Origin of the sequence: Paenibacillus sp. FSL H7-0323 (assembly GCF_038002725.1) — a bacterium.
Classification (GTDB): Bacteria; Bacillota; Bacilli; order Paenibacillales; family Paenibacillaceae; genus Paenibacillus_AQ; species Paenibacillus_AQ odorifer.
This window is the reverse complement of sequence record NZ_JBBODB010000001.1, coordinates 1,979,538-1,992,715: the sequence shown is the minus strand read 5'-3', so window position 1 is coordinate 1,992,715 and position 13,178 is coordinate 1,979,538. Positions and strand designations below refer to the sequence as shown.

The following is a 13,178-nucleotide window of genomic DNA, read 5'->3' as shown; positions in this document are numbered from 1 at the left end:
AAAGATTTTAAATAGATTGATTCTATCCTAAAATAGTATAAAGGGAGGTTTCAAGCATGCATAGAAAGAAAATAATGACATTGGCATTATGTATAACTTTGTTGGCTTCAGTACTCACGGCTTGCGGTGGAGGCAATAACGGCAAAGGGCAGGCTGGTTCAAACGGTGAAACAGCTCCGAATTCTTCTAACTCCACAGATAATCCTTACAAGGATCCAATGACTATTTCTCTTGGGTTTTGGGATGCGGATGCCGAGATTGCAAACATCGAAAAGGACCCGATCGCTAAACAAGTATTGGAGAAATTCAACATCACACTAAAACCTGTCAATTTGTCTTGGGATGACTATACCCAGAAGATTCAAATGTGGGCCGCTTCCGGCCAATTGCCAGACATTTTCGCGATCGACGCCGTCGGCACGCAATATCAGCGCAAATGGGTGAATCAAGGCGTTGTCAAAGCGCTCCCGGATCTTTCAAAGTATCCAAACCTTGCAAAATACTTCGAATCGCCAGATATTAAAGGATTAGGAGTAGATGGAAAGTATTATACTGTGCCTCGCCGGATGTTCCCGAGTGTTGATTGGAGCGCACTGGATCGTATGGTCTTCTATCGTTGGGATCTTGCTCAAAAGGCTGGGATCACCAAAGAGCCAGAGACATGGGAAGAGTTTGAAGCCATGCTTGATGCAATCGTAAAGTCGGATCCGGAAGGCAAGCATGTTACTGGTCTTACGACGACAACTACCAAGATGCTGGGCGGATTCTTCTGGTTGTATGGCAACCCGGTTGCTACTAGTGATGGAAGCGGCAGTGATTTTAAATGGATCAAAGAGGATGGAAAGTTTATCCCTGCTGTATTCTCTAAAAATGCGCTGCCAGCGCTGCAAAACATGAAGAATATGTACGAAAAAGGATTGATCGATCCAGACATCGCGCTCGTCAAACCAGCAGAGTCCTATGACAATTTCGTAGCAGGCAAAGCAGCTGCTCTTCTAAGCGGTGGAGGTTTCATAAATTTAAATAGCGATATGTATGAAAAACGCTGGAAAACAGCTTATCCGGATAAGGATATGACGGAGAGCGTGAAGGCGCTCAAGCCGCTTATCGGTCCTGATGGTGAACGCTCACATGCCATCTTTAAAACATACTGGTCAGAAAGCTATTTCAGCAATAAGATTGACGATAAAAAGATGGATCGCATCATGGCACTCTATGATTATGTGTTGTCTCCTGAAGGCAAGGATCTGTTGACTTATGGCATCGAAGGTGTAGATTATAAGCTCGAAAATGGGCAGAAGGTTGTCATTGAAAAGGGTTCATTAAATGAGAAGTATCCAGCTAGCAGATTTCTGAAGAATTTGGTGGCTTATGAAACTTCAGATAGCTATAACATGGATAACCCGACGATTGCTAATGAAGGAATCCGCAAAGAAGCTGTCGATTACATCGACTGGATTCAGAACAATACAAAGGTGCCAGAATACGACATTCGGTTAACTTATATGTCCACCCCAACAAAGGATAAATTTACTGTGCTTGACCATGATGATTTGCTTAAGATCATGCTTTCCAAAGAACCCGTTGAGAGTTACTGGAATAGCATTGTGAACGATTATAAGGCTAAAGGTCTTGATAAAATGATAGAGGAAGTAAATGAGAAGGCCAAGGAACAAGGTATTGAATAATGGATGAATAGAGAAGATCCGGGCGGAAGTAGCCCGGATCTTCCGTTTAATTATTTGAAGTATGGCTTAGACTGTGCGGCGCTACAGACCGCATACTTATAAGATTGGGAGGGTAAAGTCTATGAACCTTAGCATTCATTTGACAGGGTTAACCGAGAAACAGTTAGCAGCTGTTTCAGAAGTAGCGGGAATATTGAGTATTCGAATGGAACGCTCAGGGATACCAGTGATTTGTAAGAAGCAAGGGAAGGGCATTCAAATATCTTACGATGAGGCTCAGGTCACCATTGCGTATGAACAGGAACATCAATTGTTCCGGGCACTCAGCCGATTTCTTGAGAACGTACGCCGTGGAGAACGAGTTGAAATTAATGAACGGCCGGTTTATGAACAGTTAGGCTTCATGGTAGACTGTTCGCGAAATGCGGTTCTTAACTATGAAGGATACAAGGAATTGATCCGGCGTTTAGCGCTTATGGGATATTCAACGGTTCAGTTGTATACAGAAGACACCTACGAACTGGAGGGATACCCTTATTTCGGCTATTTGCGAGGCCGATATACAGGAGATCAAATTCGGGAGCTGGATCAGTATGCTGCGTTATTTGGCATAGAACTGGTTCCTTGTATTCAGACCCTGGCCCATCTCGGCCAAGCGTTGAAATGGCAGGCACATGCACCGCTTGTGGATTTCCAGGATATTCTCCTTATTGATGATCCCAGAACTTATGAGTTAATTGATCGAATGTTTGCTTTTATGTCGGCTAATGTAAGCAGTCGCCGCATAAATATCGGGATGGACGAAGCTCATATGATGGGACTTGGTAAATACCTGGATAAGCATGGGTATCAGGATCGAACCTCATTAATGTTAAAACACTTTAGCACTGTTATAGAGATCGCCAGAAAATATGGTTTCCAGACGATGATGTGGAGCGACATGTTTTTCCGTCTGGCCAGTTCCGGAGAATATTACGATGCTGAAAGTCCAATTAGCCCTGATATTGTAAAGCTGATTCCTGAAGATGTTACCTTGATCTACTGGGATTATTATTCGGAAACGCAGGAGAAATACGACGGGATGTTAAGCAAACATAAGCAGTTGAATGATCATATTGGATTTGCAGGTGGTGCTTGGAAATGGATGGGCTTCGCTCCAAACAATGAATTCAGTCGCCATGTCAGTCTGCTGGCTCATGATAGCTGTGTTAAGTATGGAATTCAAGAAGTGTTGATTACCGCATGGGGAGATAATGGCGCTGAAGCTTCCGTTTTCTCGGTTCTTCCTACCCTTCAACTTTGGGCGGAGCTCTGCTACACGAGATGTTTCGTAGAGAACCATGTCAAAGAAAGATTCAGTAGCTGCGTGCAAGGCAATTATGATGACTTTATGGCACTCGATGCGGCCAACTTGGTTCCGGGTAATTCGGCACCGGGGGGATGTTCTATCAATCCGGCTAAATACTTGCTTTATCAAGATATTTTATGTGGTTTGTTCGATCGACATGTTATTCCTAGCGCGTATTCGAAGCATTATCAGCAAAGTGCAGAAAAGCTCGAACAGGCGATCACTCGCAATTCGCCTTGGCAATCCTTATTCTCTGTACAAGCCAGCTTGTGTCGCTTGCTCGAAATAAAGAGCGAAATCGGGATTTCTATACGCGAAGCTTATCATCGTGGAGATTTAGAGGAATTGGCTCACTTTGCCAAGGTGACTTTGCCACAATTATCTGATTTGGCCAGACAATTCATGGACGACTATCGAGTGCAATGGGAGCAGGAAAATAAGGTGTTTGGTCTTGATGTCTTTGATCTTCGTATGGGAGGATTGCTTCAGAGAATCAGAACGGCGATTCATCGAATCAATCGTTATGTCGAAGGGAACGTGGAACAGATTGCTGAATTAGAAGAGGAGCTTCTGACGTTCGACGGCCTTGTTGACGAGGGCAACCCCAGGGCGATAAGTGCGAATTTATGGCACACGATTGCAACACCATCTGTGATCGCTGGGGTTTAAGAAGGGGGTGAGGTTATGATTGATACTAATCTGGACAATCAAAAGGGCACAAAGCAGCCTAACCTTCTGCTTATCACCGTAGATCAGATGCGTTTTGATTGCCTGAGCATTATGGGACATCCCGTCGTTGAGACACCCAACCTGGACGCTCTGGCATCAAGGGGGATCTTATTTGAGCACGCGTATTCGGCTACCCCCAGTTGTATTCCCGCCAGGGCTGCTATCATGACAGGAATGGGGCAAAGATCACATGGCCGGGTTGGTTATCGGGATAAGGTTGAATGGAATTACGCCCATACGATTGCCGGAGAGCTTGCTCAAGCTGGTTATCATACGCAGTGTGTTGGCAAGATGCATGTGTATCCTGCACGTAATCTATGTGGATTCCATAATGTGGTGCTTCATGATGGATATCTTCACTACAATCGGGATAAGAACCAAACGTTCCATGATGAACACTATGATCAAGTGGACGATTATTTGCAGTGGCTGCGAAGACAAACTGATACCAATTCGGATATCACTGACTTAGGCCTCGATTGCAACGCCTCAACGGTTGCCCGCCCCTGGCACTTGCCGGAAGCGATGCATCCAACGAATTGGTGCGTAACCGAGTCGCTAGACTTTTTGCGAAGAAGAGATCCTGGGAAACCATTTTTCCTATGGTCTTCCTTCGTTCGCCCCCATTCCCCCTTGGATCCGCCACAATGTTATCTAGATATGTACAAGGACTTGGAATTTCCTGATCCTCCAATCGGAGACTGGGTGGACGAGAGTGCTGCCTTAAACGGAGCTAAGGATCCAACTTCTTCGTTCACTAATTTGCCAAAGCGCAGATTGGATCGTGCCCGTGCCGCGTATTACGCGCTAATTACGCATCTTGACGACCAAATTGGGAGGTTGATCAATGGGCTGCAGGAGTATGGAGTTTTAAATGAAACTTTGATTCTATTTACTTCTGATCATGGTGAAATGATGGGGGATCACCATTATTTCCGGAAATCTCTTCCTTATGAAGGAAGTGCTAAGATTCCTTTCATAGTGTTTGATCCGGGAGAAACGCTTGGACTTCTTGCCGGCTCCCGGCTTGATTCCATTGTAGAGCTTCGCGATATTATGCCCACATTTCTTGAAGCTGCTGGCGTCCAAATACCATTTACAGTAGAAGGGCAAAGTGTGTTGCCGCTGTGCAGGGGAGATCAGACATTGTGGCGATCTTATATTCATGGGGAACAAGCCTATGGAGAAAAGTCCCACCACTTCTTAACGGATGGAAGAGAGAAATTTATTTGGTATTCTCAGACAGGGGAAGAGCAGTATTTTGATTTAGCGGCAGACCCCTCAGAGAAGATTAATGCGATAGGCTGTATTGATAAATTCGAGCGCATAAAAGAATGGAGAGAGCGTCTTATTCACGAGCTGGAGGGACGAGAGGAAGGGTTTGTAAACAACGGCGAATGGATTGCCGGACGCCCAATTTCTCATATTCTAAAGGCATCCCAATTGGGGAAATAATCATAACTTAGGGCAACCTGAACTTTCAGGTTGCCCTAAGTCTGTTAAGGATAGAAAGAAAGGTTAGTGAATTTACCAGCTACTCCGGCGTTCAGGCAAAGGGTCCTGATCTTGAATCATTCGATGGACGAGCAATTCAACCATCGAATGGCGAATATCTCTATAATCGGGATCTTTAAAACGATTGGAGTTCTCATGAGGATCCTCTTTCAAATCATACAATTCACCGTAGGTCTCACCTGCGAAGATTACCAGCTTATAGCGTGTTGTACGCAAACACTTAGCGTTAATGCCGCGATCATGAGCAATATAAGCGGTTAGGGCAGAATTACGCACATGGGACTCTCTTCCAGCCAGCACCTCCATCTGTGACACACCTTGAATTCCGTAGGGAGTTTTGAGACCTGCGGCTGCAAGCAGTGTGGGGACAATATCAACATGTTCCATTAAAGCAGGGACCCGTTGCCCGGAAGCAATCCCAGGACCGCGTACGATCATCGGGATTCGTGTTAACCCTTCATAAAACCACGGCCCTTTGTAAATCAGCCCATGGTCACCGAGCAGTTCTCCGTGGTCGCTGGTGAAGAGGATGACTACATCATCGTACATTTCTTTTTGACGCCAAGCTTTTATAATACGTCCGATCTGCTCATCAATGAAAGTAATCATCGCATAATAATTTCGGGTGAGCCGTTTCATATGCGCTTCATTAAGAGAATGCTCCTCACCGCCACCAGGCCAATATCCTCCCTGACTTTGACGCAGCAGATGTGGAGGACGAAGATGCACGTCGTCTGCTTCGCTGGCTGGGGATGGAATGTCAGTGTCAGCGTACATATCCGCGTAAGCTTTTGGAGGGTCAAAAGGGTGATGTGGATCGACGAAACTGGTCCATAAAAATAGCGGTTGCTCGGTTTTGTGAGAGAGGATCACATCGATGCTCCGTTCAGCAATCCAGTATGACTGGTGTAGCTCTGGAGGGATTTCGCTCTCCCACACATCGTTTTGAGCATTAGAAGCTCTGTAACGGTCCTTGCTGAAACGTTCTGCCGTTTCAGGGTTGCGCTCTCTAAGCCACTCCATATATTCCCCGATACAATTATCTTCCGTAATATGATGTTCATCAAATCCGTAGTACGTTCCATCGGAAGCTCTTCCGCGGTCACGATAAGCAGGCTCTTCATATTCTTGTGAAAAGTCCCCCTTCATCTGAGGGCGGAAATGCATCTTTCCTATACCGATGGTTTTATAATCCGCTTTCTTTAAATGATCGCATAAGGTAAGTTCGTCTTCTCTGAGTGTGGTACCGATGTTCCAGGCACCGTGAACATGCGGATACCTGCCTGTAAAAATGGAAGAACGTGAAGGCGTGCAAACAGGACTAGCGCAGTAAGCACCAGTGAAGAGTGTGCCTTCCGAAGCAAGCTTGTCAAGCTCAGGTGTCAGTACGGAAGCGTTTTCGATACCTAGTGCGTCCGCACGCATTTGATCTGTGGTAATTAACCAAATATGAGTTCTTTTTGACATCCGTAACAACCCCCTATGAATATAGTGTATAGCATCACAAAAGCCTCTAGCAACCAATGAATTCTCCATATATTTCATTAGAATCGTCCATATGGGTTGATATTTTTATTACCTATAATTAAATAGTCTATCTCAATGTTGGAGGAGAAATTATATGCGGAAGTTATCCATATCAGGGGATCATTTTATATTAGACGAACAACCCATCCGGTTGCTTTCTGGTGCGCTTCATTATTTCCGGATCGTTCCGGAATATTGGCAGGATCGTTTGCTGAAGCTGAAGGCTTGTGGATTGAATACTGTTGAAACCTATATTCCTTGGAATTTACACGAACCAGAGGAGGGGAGCTTCAATTTTGCTGGATTTGCTGACATCGAGGCTTTCGTCAGACTTGCAGGAGAGCTTGGTTTGCACGTGATTTTGCGGCCAAGTCCTTATATTTGTGCGGAATGGGAATTCGGTGGATTGCCAGCTTGGTTACTTGCGGACAATAACATACAGCTGCGTTGTAATGATAACGTCTATTTATCTAAGTTGGGTGCCTATTTCGATGAGTTGCTTCCACGTCTGCGGCCTTTGTTAAGCACTAACGGTGGGCCTGTGCTTGCTCTTCAGGTAGAGAACGAATATGGAAGCTTTGGTAGTGATAAGACTTACCTGAATGATCTAAAAGCAGGAATGATCGCCCGCGGCATGGACGTTCTGCTGTTTACTTCAGATGGAGCTGAAGATCATATGCTCCAAGGGGGCATGATTGACGGAGTGTTCGCCACGGTGAATTTCGGTTCACGGGCAAAGGATGCCTTTGCTAAACTACGTGAATATCAGCCTACGGGACCGTTGATGTGTATGGAATTCTGGAATGGATGGTTTGACCACTGGATGAAACCGCATAATACACGCCCCGAATCTGAAGTAGCGGAGACTTTGGATGAAATGCTGGCTTTAGGAGCCTCTGTTAACTTCTATATGTTCCATGGGGGGACGAATTTTGGATTTATGAATGGGGCAAATCTTTTTGACAAATATGAGCCCATCGTAACCAGCTACGATTATGATACGCTGCTGGACGAATCCGGTAAGCCAACTGCAAAATTCTATGCAGCTCGGACAATAATTGAGAAATACGTAACGTTGCCGCCCCTGGAATTACCGCCGTTAATAAAGTCACAAGCTTATGGTAAAGTGTTGATGACAGAAGCAGCACCACTGTTCACTCAGTTAGACGTTTTGTCTCACCCAGTACATAGAGCATGTCCCGAGCCAATGGAGAAACTGAATCAGAATTATGGGTTCATTTTGTATTCGACGAAGATCAGTGGACCCCGCAGCAGTACGGAGCTCTTCCTTCAAGAAGTACGTGATCGTGCGCTTGTATTCGCGAATGGGGCCTTTGTCGGTACAGTTGAACGCTGGGATCCGCGAGGAATTCCATTAGAGGTTCCAACGGAGGGACTGCAGATCGACATCCTTGTGGAGAATATGGGGCGTGTAAATTATGGCCCGCTGCTTCGTGATCCAAAAGGCATAACCTGTGGCGTTAGACTCGGCTATCAATTCCTGCATGATTGGACGATTCGTTCTTTGCCTTTAACCCATCTTAAGGGATTATCATTCACACCGATAGATTGCGAGCAACGTCAGCAGCCCACTTTTTACCGGGGGAGCTTTCAAGTCAGTAAGCCTGAGGATACTTTTTTGCAGCTGGATGGATGGAGTAAAGGTCAGGTTTTTATAAACGGCTTTAATTTAGGGCGCTACTGGGAGCAAGGTCCCACTAAAACACTGTACTTACCAGCGCCGCTTCTGCGTCAAGGTGATAACGAGCTAATCTTATTCGAACTACATGGCGTAATGGAGCCAGTGGTTACTTTTGTGGATACACCGGAGCTCACATGATATTTAACGGGTGAGGAAGTATCATGATTCTATAGTATGGGTCTGATGATTTTTAATATATAATCAAAACAGCCCAACAATTTATAGGAACTGAAAATGCACGATTAGGGTGGGTTAGAGGAGGATTTTAAATGAGCTATGATTTGATGGCATTCGAGACGTCTAAAGCGCCGCAAGAGAGAGCAGCGTTTATGGAGTGGTATGAGCAGCAAGTGCAGTGGTCGGAAGACCATGCCTATAATGATCCATCAGTTTTATCGGAGGCGTTGCAACGCTTTTATAGTGAGTTGTCTGAGCAATTTCCTAATATGAATGTAGAGGACGAGATTTTTGAGGCGATGGAGGAAGCCGGAACGGATAACCGGTTGACTGACTACTCACTTGGCTCATCCGTCATCTATGCAGCTTTCGCTTATTCTGTAGCTGAGGAAGCTTATATGGCGATGCGGGAGTTGGCTATAAAATACAAAGTAGGATTTTTTGATGTAAGCAGCAACGAAGGCGATATTATTTTTCCATGAAGCAAAATGATTTAGAGTGTAGACAGCTGGTTGCTCTACTAGTTGTTAATAAAGTAGTGGCAACCAGCATGTTTTCTATCTTCTTTACTCTACAACAGACGGAATAATACAATCCTTAATCAGAGGCCACCGGTCACGAGGCTGAAGTGTAAATTCTGAGGCGATGGCTACGACAAGTTTTTTTTCTGGAATGCAGCAAATGACATTACCACCATCACCTAACGCAGAGTAGGTGTAAACCCCGCCTTCTTCGCGTAGCCACCACAAGTAACCGTAATGATTAGGGTTCATCGCTGTTGATTCCTCAATCCATGTCTCCGAAATGATCTGATTATGCCCCCATTGTCCACGGTTCAAATATAATAAACCAAAACGCGCCATATCGCGTGGAGACAACATAAGTCCCCATCCTCCTGTGGTGATACGATTGGGGTCTTCCACCCACCCCTTCACCTTAACCCCAAACAAATCATCGAACCCAAATGAGCTCATCTCATAATCCGGGATTTCATTCATTCCGATAGGTTTAAATAAACGTTCGTTGGCGAACTCACGGGCACTTTGTCCAGTGCTGCGCGTGATGATGGCAGAAAGCAGATGTGCTCCAGCGGTAGAATATTTGAAATCCCCAATTGTTCCTTGTTGGCCTAGCATATCCAGCGTATATTTTACCCAGTCAGGCTGCATACACATTTGCTCCAGCGGTTCGTGCCAATCTGCAAAAGCATAAGGTGCGGTCATCGTCAGGAGATGGCGTAAGGTGATTTCTTGTTTTTGCGGATCTTGAGCAGCGTTTGGAACATAGTCCGGGAAAAACTCCAGTACCTTTTGATCTGCATTGTTAATAAAGCCAGCCTCTAAGGCAATGCCTATGAGCGCGGATATGATACTTTTTGTTACAGAGGCCACATGATGTGTGTCATTCGGGCTAGCGCCATTATAATATTTTTCATAAGCGATAGTTCCACTTCTTACCACAACAATCCCATTGATATTGCTATACTCGGATTTGATCTTCGATTCTAGTTCTGAAAGCATATCAGCATCCATTCCTAAGTTTGCGGGGGCTGAGATTTGCCAATCTGAAGTTGGATAATTGTTTTTGAGCATGAAAGTTACTCCTTTATGAATTTTTTTTCTTTACTGGAAAATAGACCTCGGTAACCAGATCCTCAGGCACAGCAACCTGTGTCGGGTCCGTTAAGTAGATTTCATAAGGTGAGTTCACCCATTGATAACCTTCATTTTCTATCCATTCTCTCAGCTGAGCATAGACCGAGGTCAATTCTGAATAGGCGCCTTTAAGAACAGATCTCGCACAAAGAGCATCAGGCAAATCTCTTGTACCTTTTACACTCTCTTTTATAGGGAGGGCAAACTCTGTATCATTTCCGGCTGGATTATATTCATGGCTGTGATATATCGTTATTGGCGTACCGAGCAAAGTGAGTTTTTCCGTGGCGATTTTTTCATATAGCCTGCTAAAATAATGTCCATAACCTAACGCATAGTCATCACTGCTCAACATCTGACGCATAAAAAGAATATTCATAGGCTGAGTTTCAACAAGCTCTACTTTTATCTCATTCAGGTAAGACATCATGGGAATACCTTTCTCCAAATTTAAAACATCACTATTGATTTGTTGTAAGGTGTATTCATAAGCGCTTATTTTCTCCTGTATTTCTTTTTTCTTGAGATTAAGGGCTGAGTAGAGCTTCTCTTCTGAATGATTCTGTTCCCATTGTAAAATGTCTTTGATTTCTTCCAGCGAGAAACAATAACCTTTCAGACGATTGATAAAAAGCATTTTTTTAAGTTGTTTAATGGAGTAATACCTATAACCGTTCTCAGGGTTAATCTCATCGGGATGAATTAATCCGATCTCATCATAATATCGAAGCGTCTTCGTAGAAACTTCGCATATCTTCGAGAATTCTCCAATCGACAGCAAAAAGTCATCTCCTTTTTTCGTTTTAATTAAGCTTCCAAGCCAAAACATCGATGTTTGGTTCTAGCTCTACTTAACACCTTACCCTAAGGTCAAAGTCAACAGCAAAATAGTGAACCGATTCCAAGGTTACGACAATATATAGGTGAATGGCCATTCAGAAAGGAGTAGCCTACTTGGAAATTGAAGAGTTGAGTGACCTAATAAAATTACATGGCAAAGCAATTTACGCATTTTGTTTTACGCTTGCGGGGAATAGGGTGGATACGGACGATCTCTATCAGGAGACTTTTTTAAAAGCTATGGAAATGCGGCATAAAATGGACCTGAACCAAAATCCGAAAGCGTTCCTTATCTCGATTGCTATCTCATTACGCAAAAACAAACGCAGAAAATGGGCATGGCGGCAAAGAATTGCACCTACAGCAGATTATAATGAAGCGGTCGATCTGGCGTGTACTTCCGATGGAGAGGTTATGCCAGAGGATGCATTGCTGTCCCAGGAGCTTCGGCACATGATTCATGCTGCCGCAGACCGGCTGAATGAGAAACTGAAAATACCGCTCTATCTGTACTATACCGCAGAAATGACCGTTGATGAGATTGCTTCAGCGCTAAGGATTCCACCGGGCACAGTTAAAAGCAGACTTTTCCAAGCCCGCAAGGCGATGAAAAAGATTTTGGAGGTTGAATCCCAATGAATGACTCCGAAAAGTTGGATCAACTGCTAAAGCAAGCGCTAGCTTCTACAGCAGAGCCGACAGAGGAATTAAACGAAAGAATCATCCAACAGTTTAAGGAGACTAAACCAATGAAACCAGCCTATAAAAAAAGAGTTTCGATTGGACTAATGGTTACTATATTCACGCTTGTAATGTCTTTAACGGCTTATGCAGCTACACAGCTATTTAGCCCCAAGCAGGTTGCTGAGCATCTGGGCCAGCAACTGCTGGCAAAAGCATTCGAAAGCAGGGATGCTGTTGAAATCAACCAATCGGTTATATCTGGTGATTATAACGTGACGTTGAATGGAATAGTCTCGGGGGAAGGTCTTTCAGAACTGAGTAAGTCTGATCAGAATATTAACCCAAACAGATCCTATGCCGTTGTATCCATCGCCAGAATAGACGGTGGCCCCATGCCTGCTACAAGTGAACCGGAGTATGGCCAGGATCCATTCTTTGTGTCACCGCTTATAAAGGGACTAAAACCATGGCAGGTTAATATCACAACAATGAATGGTGGCTATAGCGAGGCTGTTATAGATGGAATTATGTACCGGCTGATTGAATGTGATGGAGTGGAGATGTTCGCTGACCGAGGGGTATATCTAGCTGTCAGTAATGGTAGTTCTTTTTTCAGCAAAGATGCGTTTGCTTATAATGAAAGTACAGGGGAAATTAGCGCTAATAACGATTACAAGGGGACCGCTATTCTATTTGAACTTCCGCTGGATCCAACCAAAGCTGACCCTGTCAAAGCTGAGAGCTATTTACAGGAGCTGTTGAAAGAACCCTCTGCCGACAGCAAAGTTGATTCAGCGGTTTCAACAGATGCAGCTGCCTCTATTGATGATGATGAGAAGGAACTAATTAAAAAAATAGAGGATATGAAGAAAAAAATCTCCACCGGCACGATTATCCCTGAATCTGTAAAGGAAGTGCGTGTTGATGAACAAGGGGCTTTCAATTATGAATACGATAACTGGAGTGTCAAGCTTTTTGTCCAAAATATGTTTGAGGAAGGGCAAATCGGTTACTCGGATTCCGTAAGCTTCAGTGCGGACGATAAAGAAACTAGGGCACTTCAATTTTCCAGAGATGAAAAGGGTGTAATCACGGGCAGGATTATTATTTTGAATTAGAGTATCATTCAGATAACTTTTCACAAGACTTATCTATATTCGTTTTATTTATCGTCCATGACCTTCAGATCAATTCTTTGATCGGTCAGTAAAGAATTTAACGAAGAATTTAAAGCAGGAGAGATTGTTGAATATCAAATCATAATAGAACAAAACGAAGTATCTATTCAAAAGATTAAGGCCAATAAGTAGCAG

At 44.1% G+C, this 13,178-nt stretch carries 10 protein-coding genes; 7 read left to right on the top strand and 3 right to left on the bottom strand.

Translation table 11 applies throughout. The annotated features are described in order from the left end of the window. The first annotated feature begins 56 nt into the window (after positions 1 to 56). From MHH89_RS09040 to MHH89_RS09030, 3 genes are all read left to right on the top strand, one after another. Entirely contained in the window at positions 57 to 1,688 is a 1,632-nt protein-coding gene (locus MHH89_RS09040) for an extracellular solute-binding protein (protein WP_341086888.1), read from the top strand. A 121-nt stretch (positions 1,689 to 1,809) separates the two neighbouring features. Beyond that, on the top strand, positions 1,810 to 3,705 hold the full coding sequence (locus MHH89_RS09035) for a family 20 glycosylhydrolase (RefSeq protein ID WP_076182352.1): 1,896 nt from the start codon (positions 1,810 to 1,812) through the stop codon (positions 3,703 to 3,705). A gap of 15 nt (positions 3,706 to 3,720) precedes the next feature. Further along, positions 3,721 to 5,220 (top strand): arylsulfatase, encoded by a 1,500-nt coding sequence (locus MHH89_RS09030; RefSeq protein ID WP_341086886.1) that lies wholly within the window; start codon positions 3,721 to 3,723, stop codon positions 5,218 to 5,220. 72 nt (positions 5,221 to 5,292) lie between these two features. On the opposite strand, the gene MHH89_RS09025 is transcribed toward MHH89_RS09030, so the two are convergent. After that, the gene (locus tag MHH89_RS09025) at positions 5,293 to 6,747 is read right to left on the bottom strand and encodes a sulfatase family protein (protein ID WP_341086885.1); all 1,455 of its coding nucleotides are present in this window, start codon (positions 6,745 to 6,747) and stop codon (positions 5,293 to 5,295) included. Positions 6,748 to 6,901: 154 nt separating this feature from the next. Between MHH89_RS09025 and MHH89_RS09020 the strand changes: the two genes are divergently transcribed. After that, positions 6,902 to 8,647 (top strand): glycoside hydrolase family 35 protein, encoded by a 1,746-nt coding sequence (locus MHH89_RS09020; RefSeq protein WP_076306128.1) that lies wholly within the window; start codon positions 6,902 to 6,904, stop codon positions 8,645 to 8,647. A gap of 131 nt (positions 8,648 to 8,778) precedes the next feature. Beyond that, positions 8,779 to 9,168 (top strand): hypothetical protein, encoded by a 390-nt coding sequence (locus tag MHH89_RS09015; protein WP_076141900.1) that lies wholly within the window; start codon positions 8,779 to 8,781, stop codon positions 9,166 to 9,168. A gap of 84 nt (positions 9,169 to 9,252) precedes the next feature. Here MHH89_RS09015 and MHH89_RS09010 read toward each other — a convergent pair whose 3' ends face one another. After that, entirely contained in the window at positions 9,253 to 10,278 is a 1,026-nt protein-coding gene (locus tag MHH89_RS09010; RefSeq protein WP_341086883.1) for a serine hydrolase domain-containing protein, read from the bottom strand. 13 nt (positions 10,279 to 10,291) lie between these two features. Beyond that, positions 10,292 to 11,122, bottom strand: coding sequence for a MerR family transcriptional regulator (locus MHH89_RS09005; protein WP_341086882.1), 831 nt, complete (start codon positions 11,120 to 11,122; stop codon positions 10,292 to 10,294). Between the two features lie 173 nt (positions 11,123 to 11,295). Here MHH89_RS09005 and MHH89_RS09000 point away from each other — a divergent pair, with 173 nt between their 5' ends. Both MHH89_RS09000 and MHH89_RS08995 read left to right on the top strand, forming a co-directional pair. Further along, a complete protein-coding gene (locus tag MHH89_RS09000; protein WP_081386240.1) occupies positions 11,296 to 11,820 on the top strand; it encodes an RNA polymerase sigma factor in 525 nt (174 codons plus the stop codon). Continuing rightward, entirely contained in the window at positions 11,817 to 12,983 is a 1,167-nt protein-coding gene (locus MHH89_RS08995) for a hypothetical protein (protein WP_076280211.1), read from the top strand. The genes MHH89_RS09000 and MHH89_RS08995 overlap by 4 nt, the downstream gene beginning before the upstream one ends. Positions 12,984 to 13,178 lie beyond the last annotated feature (195 nt).